Origin of the sequence: Paenibacillus sp. W2I17 (assembly GCF_030815985.1) — a bacterium.
GTDB lineage: Bacteria > Bacillota > Bacilli > Paenibacillales > Paenibacillaceae > Paenibacillus.
Window position 1 is genome coordinate 546,186 of sequence record NZ_JAUSXM010000001.1, and the last position, 22,234, is coordinate 568,419.

19 protein-coding genes, 2 pseudogenes and 1 riboswitch are annotated in these 22,234 nt (G+C 44.8%); of the genes and pseudogenes, 15 read left to right on the forward strand and 6 right to left on the reverse strand.

What is annotated here, in order from left to right; translation table 11 throughout:
• Positions 1–11 precede the first annotated feature (11 nt).
• Positions 12–1,238 carry a glucose-1-phosphate adenylyltransferase gene (locus QF041_RS02520; RefSeq protein WP_307411458.1) on the reverse strand — a complete coding sequence of 409 codons (1,227 nt, stop codon included), beginning with the start codon at positions 1,236–1,238 and terminating at the stop codon, positions 12–14.
• A gap of 193 nt (positions 1,239–1,431) precedes the next feature.
• On the opposite strand from QF041_RS02520, the gene glgB reads away from it, so the two are divergent.
• The gene (gene glgB, locus QF041_RS02525; protein ID WP_127547716.1) at positions 1,432–3,438 is read left to right on the forward strand and encodes a 1,4-alpha-glucan branching protein GlgB; all 2,007 of its coding nucleotides are present in this window, start codon (positions 1,432–1,434) and stop codon (positions 3,436–3,438) included.
• A complete protein-coding gene (glgA, locus tag QF041_RS02530; RefSeq protein ID WP_307411460.1) occupies positions 3,435–4,877 on the forward strand; it encodes a glycogen synthase GlgA in 1,443 nt (480 codons plus the stop codon). The genes glgB and glgA overlap by 4 nt, the downstream gene beginning before the upstream one ends.
• 149 nt (positions 4,878–5,026) lie before the next feature.
• Here the strand turns inward: glgA and QF041_RS02535 are convergent.
• Positions 5,027–6,794: pseudogene (locus tag QF041_RS02535) on the reverse strand (alpha-glycosidase).
• A 236-nt stretch (positions 6,795–7,030) separates the two neighbouring features.
• Positions 7,031–8,206 (reverse strand): M20 family metallopeptidase, encoded by a 1,176-nt coding sequence (locus tag QF041_RS02540; protein WP_105599099.1) that lies wholly within the window; start codon positions 8,204–8,206, stop codon positions 7,031–7,033.
• Positions 8,207–8,413: 207 nt separating this feature from the next.
• On the opposite strand from QF041_RS02540, the gene QF041_RS02545 reads away from it, so the two are divergent.
• From QF041_RS02545 to QF041_RS02555, 3 genes are all read left to right on the forward strand, one after another.
• On the forward strand, positions 8,414–9,853 hold the full coding sequence (locus tag QF041_RS02545; RefSeq protein ID WP_483874696.1) for an ABC transporter substrate-binding protein/permease: 1,440 nt from the start codon (positions 8,414–8,416) through the stop codon (positions 9,851–9,853).
• On the forward strand, positions 9,840–10,562 hold the full coding sequence (locus tag QF041_RS02550) for an amino acid ABC transporter ATP-binding protein (protein ID WP_017688094.1): 723 nt from the start codon (positions 9,840–9,842) through the stop codon (positions 10,560–10,562). The genes QF041_RS02545 and QF041_RS02550 overlap by 14 nt, the downstream gene beginning before the upstream one ends.
• Positions 10,563–10,782: 220 nt before the next feature.
• Positions 10,783–10,979, forward strand: a riboswitch (cyclic di-AMP (ydaO/yuaA leader).
• Between the two features lie 2 nt (positions 10,980–10,981).
• Positions 10,982–11,653, forward strand: coding sequence for a 3D domain-containing protein (locus QF041_RS02555; RefSeq protein WP_307411469.1), 672 nt, complete (start codon positions 10,982–10,984; stop codon positions 11,651–11,653).
• A gap of 107 nt (positions 11,654–11,760) precedes the next feature.
• Here QF041_RS02555 and QF041_RS02560 read toward each other — a convergent pair whose 3' ends face one another.
• The gene (locus QF041_RS02560; RefSeq protein WP_307416876.1) at positions 11,761–12,552 is read right to left on the reverse strand and encodes a polysaccharide deacetylase family protein; all 792 of its coding nucleotides are present in this window, start codon (positions 12,550–12,552) and stop codon (positions 11,761–11,763) included.
• Positions 12,553–12,706: 154 nt separating this feature from the next.
• On the opposite strand from QF041_RS02560, the gene lpdD reads away from it, so the two are divergent.
• The 5 genes and pseudogenes from lpdD (at position 12,707) to QF041_RS02585 (ending at position 15,609) form a co-directional block, all read left to right on the forward strand.
• Complete coding sequence (gene lpdD, locus QF041_RS02565; protein WP_051447323.1) at positions 12,707–13,048, forward strand: prenylated flavin chaperone LpdD; 342 nt, start codon at positions 12,707–12,709, stop codon at positions 13,046–13,048.
• A gap of 111 nt (positions 13,049–13,159) precedes the next feature.
• Positions 13,160–13,832 (forward strand): annotated as a pseudogene (locus QF041_RS02570) (PspA/IM30 family protein).
• Positions 13,833–13,927: 95 nt separating this feature from the next.
• Entirely contained in the window at positions 13,928–14,329 is a 402-nt protein-coding gene (locus QF041_RS02575) for a DUF350 domain-containing protein (protein ID WP_036613690.1), read from the forward strand.
• Positions 14,330–14,352: 23 nt separating this feature from the next.
• Positions 14,353–14,859, forward strand: coding sequence for a DUF4178 domain-containing protein (locus tag QF041_RS02580; RefSeq protein ID WP_076317633.1), 507 nt, complete (start codon positions 14,353–14,355; stop codon positions 14,857–14,859).
• A 12-nt stretch (positions 14,860–14,871) separates the two neighbouring features.
• On the forward strand, positions 14,872–15,609 hold the full coding sequence (locus QF041_RS02585) for a DUF4247 domain-containing protein (protein WP_091029419.1): 738 nt from the start codon (positions 14,872–14,874) through the stop codon (positions 15,607–15,609).
• Between the two features lie 112 nt (positions 15,610–15,721).
• On the opposite strand, the gene QF041_RS02590 is transcribed toward QF041_RS02585, so the two are convergent.
• Positions 15,722–16,012 (reverse strand): HNH endonuclease, encoded by a 291-nt coding sequence (locus tag QF041_RS02590; RefSeq protein ID WP_307411473.1) that lies wholly within the window; start codon positions 16,010–16,012, stop codon positions 15,722–15,724.
• A 201-nt stretch (positions 16,013–16,213) separates the two neighbouring features.
• Between QF041_RS02590 and QF041_RS02595 the strand changes: the two genes are divergently transcribed.
• Together QF041_RS02595 and mobB are read left to right on the forward strand one after the other, a co-directional pair.
• Positions 16,214–17,503, forward strand: coding sequence for a molybdopterin molybdotransferase MoeA (locus QF041_RS02595; protein ID WP_307416877.1), 1,290 nt, complete (start codon positions 16,214–16,216; stop codon positions 17,501–17,503).
• Positions 17,504–17,510: 7 nt separating this feature from the next.
• Positions 17,511–18,071 (forward strand): molybdopterin-guanine dinucleotide biosynthesis protein B, encoded by a 561-nt coding sequence (gene mobB / locus QF041_RS02600; protein WP_307411476.1) that lies wholly within the window; start codon positions 17,511–17,513, stop codon positions 18,069–18,071.
• A 219-nt stretch (positions 18,072–18,290) separates the two neighbouring features.
• Here the strand turns inward: mobB and xerS are convergent, their stop codons facing one another.
• Positions 18,291–19,382 (reverse strand): tyrosine recombinase XerS, encoded by a 1,092-nt coding sequence (xerS, locus tag QF041_RS02605; RefSeq protein WP_307411480.1) that lies wholly within the window; start codon positions 19,380–19,382, stop codon positions 18,291–18,293.
• Between the two features lie 192 nt (positions 19,383–19,574).
• On the opposite strand from xerS, the gene QF041_RS02610 reads away from it, so the two are divergent.
• The 3 genes from QF041_RS02610 to QF041_RS02620 all read left to right on the forward strand — a co-directional run bounded on the left by QF041_RS02610 (position 19,575) and on the right by QF041_RS02620 (position 22,123).
• Positions 19,575–20,063: a GNAT family N-acetyltransferase gene (locus QF041_RS02610; protein WP_076210139.1), complete on the forward strand. Its 489-nt coding sequence runs from the start codon at positions 19,575–19,577 to the stop codon at positions 20,061–20,063.
• A 257-nt stretch (positions 20,064–20,320) separates the two neighbouring features.
• Complete coding sequence (locus QF041_RS02615; protein ID WP_307411483.1) at positions 20,321–21,094, forward strand: SDR family NAD(P)-dependent oxidoreductase; 774 nt, start codon at positions 20,321–20,323, stop codon at positions 21,092–21,094.
• 135 nt (positions 21,095–21,229) lie between these two features.
• Positions 21,230–22,123, forward strand: a complete 894-nt coding sequence (locus QF041_RS02620; RefSeq protein WP_307411486.1) for an aldo/keto reductase — start codon at positions 21,230–21,232, stop codon at positions 22,121–22,123.
• Positions 22,124–22,234: the final 111 nt, after the last annotated feature.

Here is a 22,234-nt window from a genome sequence, read left to right on the forward strand (position 1 = left end):
GTTTACTTAATTTATGAAGAAAGTTCACCAGTGCGCAGGCGTCCACTTTTCTCATATACTTCTTTCAACATACGAACAGGTTGCGTACGGACAGCCGGTTTGGCAGAGACGATCTCGTTAGGTCCAACGACCACAATTTCATCCGCCGTACCTTTAACGATTGCACCGTCCTTGATTATTGCACCTTCACCGATGATCGCGCGTTCGATGTGAACCCCACGGCCTATACGTGCGTTAGGCATAACGACACTGTCTTTAACCTCAGAGCCTTTACCCACTTCTGCACCGCAGAAGATAACGGAACGTTCCGAACGACCTTCGATTGCACAAGAGTCGTGAATCATGGAAGTAACATGTTCGATTTTTGTATGTCTTGCTTTGTAAGCACTTGGCTTGGAGCGCCAGTCGCGAGTAAACATCGGCCAGTTTTCTTTTTGCAGACTCCAGTCTTCCTCGTTGTGTAACAGATCCATATGTGCATCCCAAAGGCTCTTAACCGTTCCTACATCTTTCCAATAACCATTAAAGTTATAGACAAAGAGGGGGTTATTTTCATTCAACATTTGAGGAATAACATCTTTACCGAAGTCATGGCTGGATTCAGGGTTAGCTGCATCTTCCAAGAGATGGCGTTTCAGATAATCCCATTTGAACATGTAAATGCCCATTGAAGCCAGATTACTTTTTGGTTCAGCCGGTTTCTCGGCAAACTCGGTTACACGCAAATCTTCATCGGCAGCCATGATCCCAAAGCGATGTGCTTCATCCCATGGAACTTCCATAACTGAAATCGTTGCTGCGGCATTATTGGCTTGATGAGCCTCCAACATATCACGATAATTCATATGATAAATATGGTCACCCGACAAAATTAGAACATTTTCGGGGTTTTGTTGATCAATATAGTCGATATTTTTATAAATAGCATCCGCCGTTCCCAAGTATTCGTCATTTCCTGTATGATAAGATGGAAGCAAGGATATTCCTGCCTCACTTGAGTTACCATGTCCCCATGGTTCTCCTCCACCGATGTGATCGTGTAAAGATTCCGCTTGGTACTGCGTCAGTACACCTACAGTGTCAATTCCTGAATTAACGCAGTTACTGAGAGGAAAATCGATGATCCGGTAGTGCCCGCCAAACGGTACAGCGGGTTTTGCGAGACTTGAGGTTAAAGGGGCTAATCGCTTCCCTTCTCCTCCCGCCAACAGCATAGCGATGCAATCTTTATTAAACATAATCGTTTCCCTCCCAAAATATTGTGCATTGTAGTACATCATTAACGCAAAGTAGAGCAGATGAAACGATTGTTACTGTAAAAATTCTGAAAATGAACAACATTTTCTAATTCACCGCATTTTTCTTTTCAACTTGGCTAGAATGGGGTAATGGTTACTGTTATATCTATTTTCTTGAGAAGAAGGTGATCTCTTGGCCATTCAACCGTTAGCACACCCGGACATATTGCCGGAGCATATTTATTTATTTCATGAAGGTAACCTTCATCACAGTTATCGAATGTTGGGCGCACAGCCTGAGACTTGCGATGGCCTTCAGGGGTATCGCTTTACCGTGTGGGCACCAAACGCCGTAGAAGTAGGACTGGCTATGGACCGCAATGAATGGAAAGGCGAAAAGGAACCTTTATATAAGATACCCGAATCAGGATTTTGGAGTCGTTTTTTTCCGGAAATTAGCGAAGGAACTTTATACAAGTTCCGTATATTAACGGAAGATGGAACAGAATTGCTCAAAGCGGACCCATATGCGTTTCAAGCAGAGGTTCGACCTCAGACAGCCTCTGTCACCAGTTCAATCGAAGGGTACAAATGGAATGATGGAGCCTGGAGACGCAAACAACGTGCAATGTATAACAAACCTCTACATATTTACGAAATGCACATGGGAACCTGGAAGCGCAAAGAAGACGGAAGCCTCTATAGTTATCGCGAGATGGCTGATTTGCTTGTTCCTTACTTATTAGAAATGAAATATACACATGTTGAAATGATGCCCCTCAGTGAGCATCCATATGACCTTTCGTGGGGCTACCAAAACACAGGGTTTTATGCGCCAACCAGCCGTTATGGGCATCCAAAAGATCTGATGTATCTAGTGGATACGCTACATCAGGCTGGGATTGGCGTATTGCTGGATTGGGTACCTGCACATTTTGCCAAAGACGCTCATGGGTTGCGTATGTTTGATGGTACGCCTTTGTATGAGTATGCAGATCCGATGTTAGCAGAGAAGCCGGGCTGGGGCACACTTAGCTTTGACTACTCGAAACCTGAGATTCGTTCATTTCTGATCTCCAATGCATTATATTGGATGGAGATGTATCATTTTGACGGACTCCGTGTTGATGCGGTTACGAGTATGCTTCGGCTTGATTTTGAGAAGCAGCCAGGACAATATCGTACCAATGATGAAGGTGGTCTTGAGAACAAGGAAGCTGTAGCCTTTTTGCAGCAGCTGAATGAGACGGTGTTCAAGTATTTCCCTTATGCGTTGATGATGGCTGAAGAATCCAGTGCATGGCCAATGGTGACTTTACCTGTAGATGAAGGTGGTCTGGGTTTTAACTACAAATGGAACATGGGCTGGATGAACGATACGCTTGATTACATGGAATCTGATTTTCATGAGCGTCCTTCCAAACATCATTTGCTGACTTTCCCGGTCGTATACTCCTTTGCTGAAAATTATGTGCTACCTCTGTCACATGACGAGGTTGTTCATGGCAAAAAGTCGCTCCTCGACAAGATGCCAGGAACCTATGAGCAGAAATTTGCCGGCATGCGTGCTTTTCTGGGCTATTTTATGACTTTCCCAGGGAAAAAGCTGTTGTTTATGGGCGGAGACTTTGGCCAGTTCATCGAATGGAAAGATGAGGATCAACTGGATTGGTTCTTGCTGGATTATGACAGTCACCGCAATTTGCATAAGTTTGAGCGTGAGCTGTCTAACCTGTACTTGAGTGAAAAAGCTTTGTGGGAGCTTGATCATTCCTTGGACGGTTATGAATGGATCACTCCGGATGATCAGGACCAGAGTGTCATTTCATACGTACGCAAAGGAAAAAAACCTGCGGATACACTCCTTGTGCTCATTAACTTTCAGCCGGTCAAGCGGGAGCGTTACCGGATTGGTGTCATGCGTCCCGGTATGTATACCGAAGTACTGAACAGTGACCATTCCGTTTACGGCGGTTCAGGCATTACTAATGATATGCAACTGCCTACCGAAAAGATTCCTTTTCATGGGCATCCGCATAGTCTCGAATTGGTATTGCCTCCGCTGAGCATCGTGATTCTAAAAAAGAACACACGTCGGAAAACGGATGAATCACCTGCGAGTATAACTTCCGTCAGTTCAAAAACGAAGAATAAAAATGAAAGTAACACGCTCAAACCGAAGAGGAGGACAAAGGCATGAATATTCTATTTGCTGCTGCTGAAGTACATCCATTTATCAAAACAGGAGGCCTTGCTGACGTAATCGGTGCTCTCCCGTTTGCATTGAAGAAGAGCGGGGCAGATGTGCGGGTGATTATGCCTAAGTACAAGGGGATTCCCGCTGAGTATAAAGACGCGTTACAGCCCGTAATTACAACGGATGTGCCTCTTGGCTGGCGCAGACCCTATTGTGGAATAGAAATGCTGGTTCATGATGGGATTCCAGTATATTTTGTAGATAATGAGTATTATTTTGGGCGTGATGGAGTGTACGGTTATATGGATGATGGCGAGCGTTTCGCCTTCTTCAACCGTGCAGTTCTCGAAGTGTTGCCACAGATTGAGTTCAAGCCTGACGTGCTGCACAGTCATGACTGGCATGCAGGAATGATTCCTTTGGTGCTTGAAGCACACTACAGACACGATCCATTCTACAGTGATATTCGTACGGTATTCACCATACATAACTTGTTGTATCAAGGGGTATTCCCGCATCAGTTATTCAGTGAAATCCTGGAGCTTGACGATCGATATTTCACCGTGGATGGAGCCGAGTATTACGGTAATGTCAACTTCCTGAAGGCTGGAATTGTCTACGCTGACCATGTAACAACCGTCAGTCCAACTTACGCACAGGAAGTGAAAACATCTTATTACGGATACGGTCTGGACGGACTGCTCAGTTCACTTGGAGATCGATTCAGCGGGATTGTAAATGGTATTGATACCAAGAGCTACAACCCGGCTACAGACACCAAGATCCCGGTGAAATATAGAACAAGTCTGTCCAAGAAAACGGAAAACAAAATTGAGCTGCAAAAGGAACTTGGACTTCCTGTTCGTCCTGATGTACCTCTTATGGTCATGGTCACAAGGCTTGTGGATTCCAAAGGACTTGATCTTGTCTGCCGTATCCTGGATGAATTGTTGTATTATGATGATATTCAATTCGCTGTACTTGGAACAGGGGAGCAGTCCTATGAACACTGGTTCCGTGAAGCCGCGAATCGTTATCCACTTAAAATGTCTGCCCAGATCAAGTTTAACGATGGGTTATCCCGCCGTTTCTATGCAGGCAGTGATATCTTCCTGATGCCATCCAGGTTCGAGCCGTGTGGCATTAGTCAGTTACTGGCTCTGCGGTACGGTAGTGTGCCTCTCGTAAGGGAAACAGGCGGTCTGAACGATACTGTGCAGGCATATAACGAGTTTACTGGAGAAGGGAATGGTTTCTCATTCACAAGCTTTAACGCACATGACATGATGAATACCATTCGGCGTGCCGAGGAGATCTACAAACAGCCAGAACACTGGAAGAAAATTGTGAAAAATGCAATGGGCGGAGAATACAGCTGGAATGTCTCAGCTGAAGAATATATGGACATTTATCGTCGGATCACACTTGATCCAGTAAACTGATGCAATCCTGAATGAGTCACAGCATTCCTGCTGTGGCTTTTTTAATCAAATAAACAAAACACTTCCAAAGTTCAGAATGAAGTATCATCTGAGACGGTGGAAGTGCTTTTCTTTTCTTTTCTTTTATATGACTGTTCAGAATTTAAATCTCAGTAGTGTTGGATGGTTGTCGGATCAAGCTGTCTGTACAAAATGCGGTACCCATAGGGATCAAGCTTAATATTCATCATTCCATCGGTTGGCAACACAGGCTCTTCAGTTAATGCATCCTTCCAGTCTTTTGTTTCCATAGGATGAGAAAGCGTTCGATCTTGAGGTGTATTGTTCATCCATATGGTAAAGTGAAGGTTGTCATCCACACGCTCGTACACGATACAGGGATCATTGTGATCCGCCTTGAGGAATCGGAAGCGTCCTTTGCGCAGGGCTTCATTGGCTTTTGCGTAAATCGATCATCAGGCGATAGAAATCATACAATTCTCTGTCTTGCTTGGCCGGGTCCCATTCCATACATTTTCGACAATCCGGGTCAGCATCACCACTAATTCCCACCTCATCGCCGTAGAAAATACAAGGTGTACCGATATAGGTGAAAAGAAATACAACCGACAATTTTAAACGGCGTTTGTCTTCTCCTAATCGGGTGAGCAGTCGTGGGGTATCGTGGCTGCACAGCATATTAAAGATCACTTCGTTGGTTTGTTGCGGATAGCGCATAATCAGTGAACCCATCTCGTTGGCAAAGTTATACCCATCCATTGAACCGCAGAAGAACTGAAGTACTTTGTCGGCAAATGGATAATTCATGACGGAATCGAATTGATCCCCCATGAGCCATGTCAGGGAGTCGCTCCATACTTCACCAACAATATAGGCTTCAGGATTAGCTGCCTTAACAACCTTGCGAAAATCACGCCAGAAATGGTTGTCCACCTCATTTGCTACATCCAGACGCCACCCATCCAGCTTAATTTCCTTGATCCAGTACTCAGCGACATCGAGTAGATATGCCTTAACCTCAGGGTTGGCTGTATTGAACTTGGGCATGTTGCCATAGAACCCAAATGTATCGTAGGTTGGTATACCATCCTTGATCTGAACTGGGTATTCATTGATGTGGAACCAGTCGGCATACTTAGAGTTTTTTCCATTCTGGAGAACGTCTTGAAAAGGAGGGAAGTCTTCGCTGCAATGGTTAAACACCGCGTCAAGCATGACACGTATACCCAGGCGATGACATTCTTCTGTCAATTGTTTAAGCAGGGCATTATCACCGAAATGGGGGTCGACTTTTTTATAATCAATCGTGTCGTATTTGTGGTAGGAATTGGCCTGGAATAACGGGGTAAAGTAAATGGCGTTCACGCCAAGTTCAGTTAAGTCATACAGATGATCCAGCACACCTTGCAGATCTCCACCAAAATAATTGTTCAACTCAGGTTTGCCACCCCAGTCATGGGTTTCTTTTGGATTCAGCTTGGGATCTCCATTAGCAAACCGTTCCGTCATGATCTGATAAAAGACAGCTTCTTTGGCCCACTCGGGCACCTTAAACACATCAATTTCATGTATATACGAGAACTCATAATATCCTCCGGTGGGATAGGGGGTCTCATAATGAATTCCATTATCCGCTAGAAACACATCTTCTGAACCGGCAGTTATCCGAAATATATAGGTGAGACGTTTGAATTGTGGCTTGACAGCAGCCTCCCAATAATCAAACATGTTATCTGAAGCAGCCTTCTCCAATTGAATTTCCTTGTACGTTCCATTCCAATCGTACTTATCTCCGGTCAGTGCGGTCACGTATTGCACATCATTACGTTTGGTACGTACGCGCAGATGTATGGTAGACGAATTATAGGCATAAGCCCACTTGTCACGAGGAACATGATACATGGCTTCGAGCAGCATGACAGCACCTCCTGAATATAGGATAAGTTATAGTTATAATTAACCAAGTTAGCCAGCAAAGAATCACATTTACTGTAATAAAATGTATTATTTTCATCGTTTTCAAAGGTTTCTTTCACAGCATTTCCAGCTTTGTGCTGAATATACTTACAGCTAATTTAGAAAAAGGGTGCCCTGAACAGCTTGGAATTCAAGATTGTTCAGGGCACCCCTATATAACATGTTGAAAGTAAATTTTAGCGAATAGCTTGCTCAAACTCCGTGCGGATGGTTTGAAGCAGCTCTGGCTGGCTCAGTACGTCATAGGCTGTTGTAGCAAGTGCCTTTGCTCCCAGAATCATGCCATCCAGCGCGCGCTCCTGAAGTGCAAGGTCACGGAAGGCTATGGAGTGCAGTGTATGCACCTCGTCTACAACACGAATGTAGGGATGGATGGCAGGACATTTCAGGGAAACGTTACCGATGTCCATAGAGCCGTGATCATTACCACTCACAATCTCTTCTTGCGGAATACCAAGTTCCATCAGATTTTGACTAAACGCAGCTGAGAATGCTTCATTGGTAACCATCTCGTCATAGGACGTTTCATAGTTGGATGTCACCAGCTTGCAACCTGTCTGGAGAGCAGAACCTTCAGCGATCTGAATCACACGTTCTGTGAGAATATTCAGTTCTTTGCGAGTTGCTGCCCGTACATAAAATTGCGCAGAAGCATAGTCAGGAATGATATTTGCTGCCTGACCTCCGTTGTTGATCACACCATGAATGCGCACGGTGCTTTTCACTTGTTGCCGGAATGCATTGATTCCGTTGAACGTTTGAATGACGGCATCAAGAGCATTAATACCTTCGTGCGGACTTGCAGCAGCATGTGAAGATCGGCCATGGAATTCAAATTGCACAGCATCAATAGCCAGCGAGCTGCCTGACTTCTCGTAGGCATAATATGGATGCGCCATGAGAGCGACATCACAGTCATCGAACAAACCTGCTTCAGCCATCGGAACTTTGGCACCACGTGTCTCTTCAGCGGGGGTACCAAACACTTTAATGGTTCCACCTACTTCATCCAGAATAGATTTTAGCCCAACAGCGGCCCCAAGACTCATCATACAGATCAGATGGTGACCACAAGCGTGACCGATCTCCGGCAAGGCGTCATATTCGCACAATAAAGCAATGGTAGGGCCTGGTTTGGCGGCTGAATAGGTTCCGATAAAGGCTGTCTCCAAACCGAGGATTGGAGCCTCTACAGTGAAACCGTGGAAGACCAGTTCTTCTTTCAAACGGGCAGAAGCGAGATACTCTTCATTTCCCAATTCGGGGTTGGCACCGATATATGATGAAATGGCTTTAAAACGGGAAGCATATTGATCAATAACCGTCAGAATTTGTGATTTGTTAGCTGTCATTAGTAAACTCCTTATGCAAAAATGAAAATAATTCATTGATTATATCATGTTTGCTTCATTTTTTCAGAAACAAGTCAAGATTTGTAATGTCAAAATGCATTGCATAATCATGCATTGTACTTTATAATGACTCAGTCATCAACATGAGAAGCATACAAAGTATTGTAAGGGGAGAGAACAAGGTTGAAATTAATAAGTCGTTACACCATGATGCTGTTGACCTTTGTTGTTCTACTGACAACTGCCGTTCCTGTGGCATTTGCAAGTGGGACTACAGACAATTCAAGCAGTAAAAAGCTGGTGCTCGGTACAAGTGCTGATTTTGCACCATACGAATTCCATAAAGTGATTAATGGCAAAGATGAAATCGTCGGCTTCGATATTGAGATCGCCAAAGAGATTGCCAAAGATCTTGGCGCTGAGCTTGTGATTGAGGATATGGGCTTCGACGGTCTTCTGCCTTCATTGCAGAGCGGGCGTGTTGATCTGGTGATTTCAGGTATGACGCCGACGGATGAGCGGAAGAAAAGTATCGATTTTTCCGACACCTATTATAAATCAAAACAAGTGATTATGGTTCGCAATGTGGATAAAGACAAATATCCAACCATGGCAGAACTTGAAAATGCGAAGATTGGCGTTCAGAAAGGCTCCATTCAGGAAACGATCGGACAGAGTATTCCAGGAGCGAAGCTTACTGCGCTGGATAAAATCTCGGATATCGTGCTTCAACTGCAAACAAAACGCATTGACGCGGCAATCGTTGAAGATACCGTTGCTGCAGGTTATCTGGACGATATCATTGGACTTGCTGCTGCTGTTCCGGACGAAGAGCAAGCAGAAGCGGCAATCGGGATTCGTAAAGGTAATACCGAGCTGCTAGCTGCAGTAAATGGAACACTGGAGCGACTGAAAAGCGAAGATAAAATCAATCAAATGGTGACGGATGCCAGCCTCTTGATGGCGGATAAAGCGAACAAATCACAAAATATTTTCCAAGTATTCTGGGAGTACAAAAGTTTCTATGCTACAGGTGTAGGATACACACTTCTGTTGTCTGCACTTGGGGTTATCTTCGGGGTAATTATAGGATTGATCATCTGTTTGTTCCGTTTGCATGACGCTGCAATCTTGCGCTGGATCGGTACTGCTTACGTTGAAGTGATCCGTGGCACACCGATGCTGGTACAATTGATGATTATTTACTATGGTTTTTCCCTGAGCTTTGGCATTAACTTCACTGCACTTCAGGCAGGTATCATTACACTTTCAATCAATAGTGGTGCCTATCTGGCGGAGATTTTCCGTGCAGGTATTCAAGGGGTGGATCGTGGCCAGTTGGAAGCAGCTCGCTCCCTCGGAATGGGCAGAGGTGCAGCAATGCGTTACATCATATTGCCACAGGCTTTCAAGGCCGTATTGCCGGCAATTGGTAATGAATTCATAACGATCATCAAGGAATCCTCCATTATCTCTGTTATCGGTATGGTGGACATTATGTATCAGGCAAGTGTGGTCAAAAACATTACGTATCAAGGCTTGAGTCCATTTTTGATTGCAGCAGCCATCTACTTTGTATTAACGTTTATTTTGTCCAAGCTGCTTGGACGACTGGAAAGGAAGTTGAGTGCAAGTGATAGACGTTAGACAATTACACAAATCTTATGGTAATAACGATGTGCTTAAGGGCATTAACGTGACGATTGGCAAAGGTGAGGTTGTCGTAGTCATCGGCCCTTCCGGTTCAGGTAAAAGTACTTTCTTACGTTGTCTGAACCTGTTGGAACAGCCTACCTCGGGTGAGATTGATTTTGAAGGTGTGTCAATCACCGATCCGAAGCACAACATTAATGCAACTCGGGAAAAAATGGGCATGGTGTTCCAGCATTTCAACCTGTTCCCACACAAAACGGTACAGCAAAACATTACGATTGCTCCGATTAAAGTGAAAAAACAATCCACTCAGGAAGCGGAGAAAATTGCTGCTGATCTGCTTAACACCGTGGGCTTGTACGATAAAAAAGATACATTCCCGAATCAGCTGTCCGGTGGACAGAAGCAGCGGATCGCCATTGCAAGAGCATTGGCCATGCAGCCGCATGTCATGCTGTTTGACGAGCCTACTTCGGCACTGGACCCCGAGATGGTCGGTGAAGTGTTGGATGTCATGAAACGTCTTGCAGAAGGCGGGATGACTATGGTCATTGTAACGCATGAAATGGGTTTTGCACGTGAAGTAGGAGACCGGATCCTGTTCATGGATGGCGGGGTTATTGTAGAAGAGGGAACACCTGATGAGGTGTTTGGAGCACCGAAAAATTCACGTACACGTGATTTTCTTGCCAAAGTACTCTAAATGAAAGTGATCAATAGCGTTACTGACTTCGAGTCGGTGACGCTATTTTTTTATGGTTAATAATCACGTATGGATTCGGAAAAGTAACTATTCTGTTACCAAATGTAAAGGAATCGGGTCGTCCAATATTTCTAAAGTATCCAGTACTCTTACATATGCTTACATGCTAAAAAACCATTTGGTAAGAATTACTACAAGTTCAGGTTACAAAATTGTGATATATTGAACTCTGCCGAAACTTCCGGACAGGGAGTGCGGGGGATGTAACGATGCAGATTGTGCAGGGGGAAGATCTACAGCACACTGCTTGGGGTGAATTAGGGGTACATAACGTTTCAAATGTAATGAAGAACCTATAGGGTGGGCTCCTCATCCGAATCCGACAACTAACTTCGCAGGCACAATGAGGGAGGAAGACCATGATTAACAAGAAACGTATAGCCAAAACAGCAGTAGCATTAATGACAACAGCAATGCTCATTCAAGCCGTTCCGGCTCACGCCGATTCAGTTCATGTGGCCAAAGAAGGGGATACCTTCTACACCTTATCAAAACAATATGGAGTAGCAATGAACACGTTGGTTAAAGCAAACAACGACATTTCACCTTACAACATTTATGGTGGTTTGAAAATTACGATTCCCGGTAAGGCAAACAATGTTGCTGCCGCGGCGACGGAGAGCAAGACCCAAGCCAAAACGGTTACCACAGCAAGCTTGGACGTTAACGCAGATAACAAAGTGGTTCAGGCCTGGGGTAAAACATTCGATTACAGCAAAGCTGTGAACGTAAAAGCAACGGCATACTCTGCTGATCCGTCTGAAAATGGAGGCTGGGGTGCAGTCGATTATTTCGGAAATGACCTTGAACTGGGCACGATTGCAGTTGATCCAAGTGTGATTCCACTCGGAACCAAAGTACTGGTAACTGGTCACAGCCATCCAGGATTGCCAAAACAGGCTTTTGTAGCCACAGCGCGTGATGTGGGCGGTGCAATCAAGGGTCATCGGATTGATATCTTTATCCCGGGTAGCAAACAGTCCGTAAGCACATTTGGTTTTCAGGATATCGAGCTGTACATTCTGAAATAGAGAGTAAATTACATTTAAAATGAATTCAAACAGGGTGTCTGCCAGTCGCTAATTTGCGATTGAACAGCACCCTTTTATGTTCTCATTTATTTGCTATCACGGTCATCCTAATTTTTGGCCTTTGGCAATCCCAACATCTCGTCCAAGGTGACCAGTTCATACCCTCGATTACGAAGTTCCTCAATGATTTCAGGCAAAGCCTCAATCGTGCCGTTCAGGTTTGATCCTACACCGCCTCCAGCATGTTGCAGAACGATGGATCCGGGTTTTACGGCAGACAGGATGTTATCTTTCACCTGTTCCTTTGAAAGGCCTTTCCAGTCCAGGGAGTCTACGTTCCAGTTCACAATGCTATAGTGTTGTTTGGCAGCCCATCTCAGCTGTTCTTCATTAATGTCTCCATAAGGCGGCCGAATCATCTTCGGCGTGTATCCCGCCAATCGTCGAATAATATCCCCGGTATGTAAAATTTGTTTGCGAAAGGCATTCATCGACAGCTTACTGAATTCAGGATGATTGTAGCTGTGATTACCAACCATATGCCCTTCCTTAACGATGCGTTTCACCAGATCCGGATGTTTCTCAGCACGACTACCCACGATGAAGAATGTAGCTCTGACATTGTATTTCTTCAATACATCCAGCACTTGTGGAGTAAACCGTGGATCAGGTACATCATCAAAAGTCAGTGCAACCTTCTTTGTTGAAGGACCATTGGTTTTGAACGTATCGGCATATTTTTGACGTAACTGTCCCAATGTCAGTTGTTCTTCTTCTGCAGAATCCGAACCTGATACTGATTCACTTGACGGGCTTGAAACATCACGCGATGAAACTGGAGCATGATATCCCCCTAGAAAAATAACGATAACCATCAGCATAATGAGGCGTACGCGCATCATAACGGCCTCCTTTTCCAAAATGACGTTCTCCTTGGTATGCCCGGGGGTTCCATAAAATATGCGCAGTGTGAGAAGTTTCATTGCGGATTTAGCTCATGACAGCCATAATTCCTCCATATATAACATATAGAAAAGGGTAGGTGGATAGGATATGAGTACATATGATTTGAAATCCATACGTTTACAGGTGATTGAAGCAGGAGAGGATAAGGTTTTTCTCGTTACCGGAGGAAAGGCGCATATTGGCGCTGTAGCTACGTTCTACGTGGATCATGAGCGCGTAAGCGGGACGACGGTACATATTCCCGGGCATAAAGAACAAGAGCTGTGTGAGCGGCTTGCCCGAAAGGCTGCCCTGCAGCTGAAAGTAACCGTTACGGTGATCATGGGTATTCATTTTGATTCCATCACACGGATGCAGATCGACGAAATCGTGCAGACTGCAGAGAGGTTGATGGAGGATCATCTGAACAAAGATAAACGATCTTCCTGACATAAGAACCATCGAATGTTTTGATTTTATTTGCTAAAATTGAAACGAGTTGTAGATTGTTACGTATGTATGTTTATATACGATGTAATATCGACTAGGAGGAATAACATAATGTCCATTTTCAAACGTTTGCGTGATCTAACCATGTCTAACATCAACGCCATTATTGACAAGGCGGAAGATCCAATCAAGATGACGGACCAATATATCCGTGACATGCAAGAGGATCTGGAAGATGCGGAGAAAGCAGTAGCTCAACAGATCGCCCATTGAGAAGAAATTCAAGCAGTTATTCGAAGAGCAGGAAGCTCTTGTGAAGAAACGTGAAGAGCAGGCGCATACGGCGGCACGTGCTCAGAATCTGGATTTGGCTCGACGTGCTCTGGAAGAGAAAAAGGCTGCTGAAGAGAAGATGGCTGAGTACAAAACCAGCTATGACCAAAACAAGGCTTCTGCAGATAACCTGCGTGGCAAGCTCGACGAGATGCGTAAGCAACTGACTCAAATGAAGAACAAACGCGAAACACTGGTAGCACGTTACAATGCAGCAAAAGCCCAAACGGAAATCAACAAAGCGTTGAATGGGTTTGGCTCTGATACTGCAAGTGCTGGTATGAAGCGTATGGAAGAGAAAATGATGCAGATGGAAGCACAGGCAGAAGCAAGTAACGAAATGTCTTCCAAAGGCAAGTCTTTGGATGAAGAGTTCGAGAAGTTGGGTAAAGATCAGGCTGTTGAAGACGAACTCGCAGCTTTGATGAAACAATACGATAATAAGAACTAATACCTTGGTTGTCAGCAGGGTTAACCAGCGGAGGAGAAGAGTATTTCTCCTTCGCTTTTAAATGCGGTTCATGTTGATATGTGGGGGCTGTGTAAATGGATTTGAATATTTTGGCGATGCTGGTCTGGACCGGATCTGGTTCGGTTTTGCTGTTTGTCTTGATGTATGTAGATTCACTGTTCACGAAATATAAGGATTTTGCTGAAGTCAAGGCTGGCAATATGGCTGTTACTACACGTATGGTTATGAAATTATTTGCACAAGGATATGTACTCGCTACATCCATTTCTACGGCTGGTCATCTTGGAGAAGCATTGTTGGTCTCCGTTGTATCCTTTATCATTTTGTTGATTCTGGAGAGTGTTGTACACTTTATGATTCGCAAATGGGCCAATCTGGATCTGGATACGGGAATTCAGCAAGGGAAGACAGGATACGGGTTGTTCTCTGGCGCTTTACATATCGTGGGCGCACTGATTATTGCAGCTTGTTTATAAGATAAGGAACAGGAGTAATTCTCATGAGTGTATGGAAACGAATTAAAGGAATACTAACAAAACCTGAACCACCGCAGGCAGAGAAAACGATGCTTCAGCTTGCACCTGGTGATATCTGCGAGGTTTCTCTGGTCACTTATGAAGTCGTTGGTCGGGTACAAAATCGCGCTCGAAATGCAGTTGTGCTCACGCTGCAGGATGGTACCGCATTTCGATATTTGCATATCGAAGAACGGGAACTCACACGTTACGCTCTATATACACCAATTGATGGCAGGCTTGATGCACCTGATGAGGTGCCGACATTGCTGGACCTGGATGGACGCGCATATCATCTGGAGGAAGAGTATGGAGGCATGGTATCAACGGCAGGTAGAACTCCATATGGCCAGGCTGGAGAACAATTGGTATGGCAGTATCAGTCGGATGATAATATGCTTCTTCGGGTGGAGTGGCAAGACAGAAGATTTACACTGTATGAGGGTGAGTCCATTCTTCCTGCGGATATCAAAGTAATTCGTTCGAGCTAGGAGAGGTTCCCAATGAAAAAACGCTTGGCACATGGATTAAAATTAATGCTGGTCCTCAGCCTTGTGATGTCTCTGTTGTCCGCGTGCGGAGCACCTTCTGTTCAGGACACATATCCGCTTGAATCGGTTAACGGCAGTGGTAACTCAACGTCCTATGTGTACCGGGCTTCAGATCGTACCGTTCCGGAAGTGGCTCAGGAATTGTCTGACCAAAGGCAACCGGATCAGATCTCGGCAGAGAACACAGAGCGTATGTTCCTCGTTTATCAGGACGAGTATTATCACCTGCAGCAAGACCCGAACAAGCCGGAGGATACCTTGGTTGAGGTGGACTCCAAGGAATATGTTCGGCAGAACTACGATTCATCTTTTTTACAAGGTTATCTGACCGCTACGTTAATCGGTAATCTGTTCGATTCTTTTGGCGGGCGAGGTTATGGCAACTATCGTGGATATACCAATAAAGATACGTATAAACCGAGTGCAGGATCTTATCGTGCACCAACAAGTAATGATAAGAAGCTTGCTCCACCCATTACTGTTGATCGGAAAGGTACGATTACAAGGCGCGGAAGCGATAAAGATTCAAGCGTGGGATCTGGCGGAGGATTATTCAACCGCAACAAGGATCAGAGCAAGGGAACCATTGATCGCAACAAGAGCAGTGGTGGGTTGTTTGATTCACCTAAGAAATCCTACAAAAAACCGAAAACCAGAGTGGGCGGCGGCCGAATTAAGAGGCGAAGATAATAAACATCTAATCATAAGGATGGCTGCCAATCGCATAGTTCATTTAAGAACAGTGACAAGGGAAGGCGGATTCACCTCGCCGGCACATGACCTTGGAGCTGTTCTTTTTGGTTTACGATTTGCGAACATGATTGGACTTGCGTACACGGGGAATCGTTGAAGCAGGCTGTTTGCGAATCCAGCGGATAAATGGAATCATTCGTTCATCTTGTCTCAAGGATTGCAGATCAGTGAGACCAAGGGTTACAATTTCACGATTCGTGTATAGCGAATGAATCTGTTTGTGACAGGGGATGCACAGGTTGGCTATTGGCAGAAATGTTCCGCCCATTTCTTTGGGTGTCAGATGATGAACGGTTGTATTCACAGGTTCTCTTCCGCATAATTCACATCGATTACTCATGATCATCGCCTCCCTTAGTCAATTATATTATGGGCAGACAAGATGCCTTTCATGTTGAATATAGATCAAGGGATGTTACACCTGTAAGAAATAAGATTTTGTCACAGGATTCAATAAGTGATGTACTTGTTATCTTACAGCATTCGGGCTACACTTTCTTAAAAGATGATATGTCTCTAGGAGGTAAGAATACTTTTGAAAATGAACTCACATTCACATGATATGACAACTGCCAAATTCAATCGAACAGCTGTACAGGTACCGGATGCCCAAGCCAAAATAGCTGCAAGAGTTACTGTAGGCTCCATAGAGAAAGTTCACCTTGAATCTGCTCATGGCCGCACACTTGCAGAGACGATTCAGGCACCTCATCCATATCCATTCTTCCGGAGATCGGGTATGGATGGATTCGCGATTATAAGTACAGATACCATAGATGCATCGAGTGATCATCAAGTTTGGTTTCGAGTAATTGATGAAATTCCTTGCGGCTACACCTCGGATCACACCATTGTTTCAGGTACAACGGCTCGCATCATGACGGGTGCACAGGTACCGGAAGGTGCGGATGCGGTAGTCATGATGGAGATGACCGAGAGCAAGGTGGAGGACGGAGAACAATGGATTGCATTGAAACGGCACATATTGTCGGGTGCTAACATCACCCCAATTGGACTGGAAGTCCAAGAGGGACAGCAACTGCTCGAAGCAGGAACGATCATCAGGGCAGGAGAGCAGTCCGTGTTAGCTACTTTTGGCATAGCAGAAGTTCCCGTATTTCAACGTCCAAAAGTGGCGATATTCGCAACGGGCACGGAATTGCTAGATGTAGATGAGCCATTACAACCAGGTCGGATTCGGAATAGCAACAGTTACATGCTGCGCTCTCTGGTTGTTGAAGCAGGTGGAGAGCCGGTGATGTACGGTTCTATTGCAGACGATGTGAATACGGCAAGGGCCAAACTGGAAGAAGCCATTCAAGATAATGATATCGTGGTGACCACAGGCGGTGTATCCGTCGGGGATTATGATATTATGGGCGAACTTGTGTTGGAAGAACATGTGGAGATGTTGTTTAACAAAGTGACGATGCGACCAGGCAGTGTGACCACAGCTGCTGTATATAAAGATAAATTGCTTTTTGCACTTTCGGGTAACCCGGGGGCTTGTTTTGTAGGTTTTGGTCTGTTTGTTCGTCCAACCATTCGTTCCATGCAGGCGGATGCTCATCCTTATTTGGAAGAATGGACTGCGATCTTGGAAGAAGAATACACCAAAGTTAATAATTTTACACGGTTCGTACGTGGACGCACAGAGATCCGCAATGGCATGGTGTACGCGATACCGGCTGCTGCCCGTGTAGATGAATCCAGCGTGATGATTACGATTAAGGACAGTGATTGCCTGATTGTTGTTCCACCTGAGAAAAAAGGTATTCCTGCGGGTGAGCAGGTACGTATTATCAAACTGCCCTCAGGCCATGTGAGGTAGTGGGTAGATGACTACAATGAGTGAAAACAAACCTCATATCATACAGATTGTTGGATACAAAAACACGGGCAAGACAACCTTGACAGCCGCGCTGATCGGGCACTTTTCTTCCTTAGGACTTAAGGTAGCGGCGATTAAGCATGATGGACATGACCATTTCGAGATGGATCAAGAAGGAACGGATTCGTATCAATTTGGGGAGGCGGGGGCCTCGGCGGTGGTTGTCATATCAGAGAAACGTACTGCGATTATGGAGCGACAGGCAACCAAGCTGGAGGATATGCTGAGCTATCTGTCCGGGTATGATTGGATAGTCATTGAAGGATTCAAGGACGCTTCTTATCCCAAATTCGTGATGGTTCGAGAAGAGAAAGATCTGACCTTGGTTAATCAGCTTGAAGGGGTAGTAGGTATGATCTCATGGCTACCTTCAGAGCAGTTTATAGAGCAGAGCACCGTAAGCAGAGATATAACATGGTACTCGGTTCATGAAACGGAGGATATAGCCAAAGCGTTGTTACAGATGGGTAAGAGCAAGTGTAGGCAGAATGGCGAAGTCGAATCGTAGAAATGTTAAGACACGGGACATAATGGTCTCTATACATGATTGAATGTACAGTGAGCGTGATTGATCGCTTTAGGTTATAACGTAATTTTTATTATGTAAACTAAAATCATTTCTGCTTATGCTCTTATCTTTGAATGATGCAAAAAACAAAAAAAGCAGCAGGCTTTTCTCGGATCGAAATCCTTGATACGGCTTGCTGCTTTTATGTTGTTCGGGATGTTACATCCCATCGTCGGTACGACGTTCGATGGCTTCGGACATCGTTTTGTCGGTAAGGTGAGCATAGATCTCGGTCGTTTCCGTAGAAGCGTGTCCAAGTTGCTCTTTTGTTTTGTAAATATCATTTTGCAGATAATAGTCGGTTGCGAATGAATGACGTAATTTGTGCACGGTCAAGTATGGTTTGCCAAAGCGCTTGGCGTATTTCATAATCATGGCCTGGATCGCTCTTTTGGTCATTCGACTGCCCTCTGAATCTCCGTTACGCAAAGCAATGAACAGACCTTTCTCCCGCTTGGGCGTACGGTAACGTGATTGCCGCAGGTTCATATAAGTCGCGAGTTCGTCCTTAGCCTGTTCCCTGAAATAAACGGGTGTTTTGTACGTCTCATCATTGTTACCTTTGCGGTAAACATACAGGAGTTTGTTGTTCAGGTCGAGGTCATCGACGTTCAGGTTAACAACTTCCGACACCCGTAAACCTGAATTGAGAATCAGGCTGGCAATACAGGCGTCCCGTTCTTTGTTGAGCTCATGGGAATACAGTGCCTGTTTGTTCTTCTCCATATCAACAGCGTAACCTTCAAGGATATAGCCGATAAATTCCAGCAGTTCCTCTTCCTCCAGAATTTTACCTTTGAGTTTGGCAGCGGTGTCCTTGGGTTTATGGGTACGCTTGATCTCGATTTTGGCCATAATGTTCCGCTTTAGCAAAGGATAAAAGTCTTCATCTTCCGCAATCTGGCTCAGGTAATGGAAAAGGGAGCGAAGGGAAGAGAGTTTGCGAGAGACGGTAATTCTGGAATTGGTTCCTTCCCGTTTGGTTGTGAGAAATAACCGATAGGCGGTAACCGAATCCATGCGAAGGACTTCCAGTTCAGTCAACGTAACTTCTTTATTAGAGCTTGCCTCGGACAGTCCTTCTGCTCGCAACCATCCGAAGAAAGCTTCGTAATCTCTCAGATATTCGAGCAGGGTAGAGGGGGACAGGTCAGGCAGCTTGTAGTCCATGAATTGCTGAACGAACCAAGGCATGGAAGGTAGTTTTTCATCCAGCTTGCGTCGATCAATCTCTTTTTGCACGTTGGTCAAGTTCGACACCTCCATGTGAAAAACATATAAAATTAATATCAATTTAATAGTATTCTATGCTCTAGTGTACCATAATTTACATGCTCACAGCTTGTTCACCAAAGCAGGCAGTAAGTAGGGTATGCTTCCTTGCCCTTCGGCGCGTAAACCTTTAAAGTAATTAGTATACGTAAAGCAGAGGAGGTGAACCGGATGAATATGAAAATAGAACTGGTTCCCCGGGAACGCAGTCAGGTGATTCGGCATTTAATGCAATTTTATCTATATGATTTTACCAAATACCTGAATATTGATGTGGATAGTAACGGCATTTTTCCGGAATATCCCGGTCTGGAGGCATTCTGGACAGAGGAGGACCGCAAGTTTCCTTTTTTGATTACAAGTGATGGGGCACCTGCAGGGTTTGCTCTGGTGGAGAAATTGGAGCCTGGAAGTAAGGATAATGACTACTATTTGACTGAGTTTTTTGTGATGCAAAAATATCGGCGCAGTGGAGTGGGCACTCGAGCAGCCTATGAGCTGTTTAAACGTTTTCCAGGAAGATGGAAAGTGACCCAAGTTCGTAACAATGTTATTGCGCAGGCGTTCTGGCGAAAAATTATAGGGGAATATACGGGAGGACGCTTTCGAGAAAAGTTCCATCCGGAACTAGGCAATCCAAGCCAGTATTTTGTAACCTGAATCCCATCAGGGTTTACCTACATATAAAGCATTTGCATGATTGCGATATAAGTTGAACTAATCATTTACACGATAACGGAGAGGACAGAAAAAACCTGAAAAAGCGAAGCGTTCGCCTTTATCCCCGGATTTTCCCCTTCAGAAAAGGGAATCAAAAAATCTGGGGATAACAGCGATTGGAAGGTTATTCTGTCATCGTAGTGTCAGTGTAAATAATCTTTAGTTCAACTTATAAATCTAATGAAGGAGTGAGTGACATGAACGTACCCAAATTCCATCTCGATGGACAGACAGCACTGGTGACAGGCGCGGGGAGAGGGATCGGAAAAGCAATTGCGATTGGACTTGCCCAGTCAGGCAGTGACGTTGTACTTGTATCCCGAACGATGAAAGAAATTGAGGAGACAGCCGCCTACATCTATGAACAGACAGGGCGTAAAGCGCTCGCTCTGACTGCGGATGTGACATCAAAAGAACAAATGGAAGAGACGTTTCAAGAGGCAATCTCGGAGATGGGTAGTCTGGACATTCTGGTGAATAACGCAGGTATGAACATACGGACTCCAGCACTTGAAGTAACGGACGAGCAGTGGGAGACTATCATGCAGACAAATTTAAAATCGGCTTTCTTCGCTTCACAATTGGCGGGTCAGCATATGAAAGAACGTGGGACTGGGAAGATCATTAACATCTCTTCGGTAGGTGGGCATACGGCTTTGCGGACAGGGGTCGTATATGGTGCGACCAAAGCTGCATTAATTCATATGACCAAAGTGCTCGCACTGGAATGGGGCAAGTATGGAATCCGTGTCAATTCAGTAGGGCCATGGTATTTCCGAACACCTTTGACTGAAAAGCTACTGGATGATCCCCAGTATTTGCAGGAAATTGTAAGCCGCACACCACTACAGCGAGTGGGAGAACTGGAAGAAGTGGTAGGGCCGGTTGTATTCCTGGCATCAGATGCAGCGGGATACATAACGGGTCAGACGTTATTGGTTGACGGTGGAATGTCCATTTATGGCTTCTAAATAAATGAAGTTGGTTGTAGTTTAGAAAAGTGGGTGGCATAACCAACTTGATGGGTAATAACATAAGGGAAGTTGAAGTTAATCTGTATTTCTATTTATCTGTACCCAATTCACTGAACTTGGAGGAAGATAACCATGGAAACGCGCAAGTATGGTAATACTGGCATGAACGTAAGTACACTTGGATTTGGCGGAGCGGAAATAGGCAAAAATGTATCCAGAACGGATGTAGCGACATTGCTGAATAGTGCTCTAGATGCAGGATTAAACGTAATTGACACGGCTGAATGTTACGGGGACAGCGAGGAATTAATCGGTGAGGTGCTGTCACATCGGCGTGATGACTACTATTTGTTCACCAAATGTGGACATGCTGCCGGGATCGAAGGTCCGGATTGGGATGCCAAAGTACTGGAGCAAACGATTGACCGTAGTCTGAAACGTTTGAAAACGGACTATGTGGATGTTATTCATTTGCATAGCTGCTCTGAAGAAGTGCTCCGACAAGGAGCAGTAATCGAAGTACTGCAACGTGCCAAGGAAGCAGGAAAAACCAGATTTATCGGATATAGTGGGGATACAACAGATGCGCTATATGCGATTCAGACCGGAGTATTTGACAGCCTTGAGACTTCATTAAATATCGCAGATCAGGAAGCAATTGATCTTACGTTGCCTGAGGCAAGAAAAAGAAACATGGGGGTAATCGCCAAAAGACCTATTGCCAATGCGGCCTGGACATATGAAACACTTTCGGAAGAGGCTTATCCATTTATATACTGGAAGCGCTTAAGCGAACTTAACTATGGTTTTCTGGGTGAAGATGCCCAGGCAGCGGTAGAAACTGCACTGCGTTTTACGCTAAGTACCGAAGGTGTAGACACAGCTATTGTAGGAACAGCCAAGCCCAATCGCTGGCAGCAAAATGCTGATCTTGTGGCTAAAGGGCCACTTCCGCAGGAACTGTATGATGAGATTAGAGCACGATGGAAAGAAATCGCCGGAGCAGATTGGACTGGCCGGACCTGATTCTTTGCATTTGCCAAATGGATTTTAATTTTGGGGAAGCTGCCTATAGGCAGCTTCCTTTTTTGTCATAAACCTTATATTTTCATCATATGAAAAATTCACAACAACTAA

Excerpts from the sequence above, each read along its gene's own strand:
- QF041_RS02520 (WP_307411458.1), bottom strand. The coding sequence starts at position 1,238 with ATGTTTAATAAAGATTGCATCGCTATGCTGTTGGCGGGAGGAGAAGGG.
- glgA (WP_307411460.1), top strand. The coding sequence starts at position 3,435 with ATGAATATTCTATTTGCTGCTGCTGAAGTACATCCATTTATCAAAACA.
- QF041_RS02540 (WP_105599099.1), bottom strand. The coding sequence starts at position 8,206 with ATGACAGCTAACAAATCACAAATTCTGACGGTTATTGATCAATATGCT.
- QF041_RS02545 (WP_483874696.1), top strand. The coding sequence starts at position 8,414 with ATGATGCTGTTGACCTTTGTTGTTCTACTGACAACTGCCGTTCCTGTG.
- QF041_RS02555 (WP_307411469.1), top strand. The coding sequence starts at position 10,982 with ATGATTAACAAGAAACGTATAGCCAAAACAGCAGTAGCATTAATGACA.
- QF041_RS02560 (WP_307416876.1), bottom strand. The coding sequence starts at position 12,552 with ATGCGCGTACGCCTCATTATGCTGATGGTTATCGTTATTTTTCTAGGG.
- lpdD (WP_051447323.1), top strand. The coding sequence starts at position 12,707 with ATGAGTACATATGATTTGAAATCCATACGTTTACAGGTGATTGAAGCA.
- QF041_RS02575 (WP_036613690.1), top strand. The coding sequence starts at position 13,928 with ATGGATTTGAATATTTTGGCGATGCTGGTCTGGACCGGATCTGGTTCG.
- QF041_RS02580 (WP_076317633.1), top strand. The coding sequence starts at position 14,353 with ATGAGTGTATGGAAACGAATTAAAGGAATACTAACAAAACCTGAACCA.
- QF041_RS02585 (WP_091029419.1), top strand. The coding sequence starts at position 14,872 with ATGAAAAAACGCTTGGCACATGGATTAAAATTAATGCTGGTCCTCAGC.
- QF041_RS02590 (WP_307411473.1), bottom strand. The coding sequence starts at position 16,012 with ATGAGTAATCGATGTGAATTATGCGGAAGAGAACCTGTGAATACAACC.
- QF041_RS02595 (WP_307416877.1), top strand. The coding sequence starts at position 16,214 with ATGAACTCACATTCACATGATATGACAACTGCCAAATTCAATCGAACA.
- mobB (WP_307411476.1), top strand. The coding sequence starts at position 17,511 with ATGACTACAATGAGTGAAAACAAACCTCATATCATACAGATTGTTGGA.
- QF041_RS02610 (WP_076210139.1), top strand. The coding sequence starts at position 19,575 with ATGAATATGAAAATAGAACTGGTTCCCCGGGAACGCAGTCAGGTGATT.
- QF041_RS02615 (WP_307411483.1), top strand. The coding sequence starts at position 20,321 with ATGAACGTACCCAAATTCCATCTCGATGGACAGACAGCACTGGTGACA.
- QF041_RS02620 (WP_307411486.1), top strand. The coding sequence starts at position 21,230 with ATGGAAACGCGCAAGTATGGTAATACTGGCATGAACGTAAGTACACTT.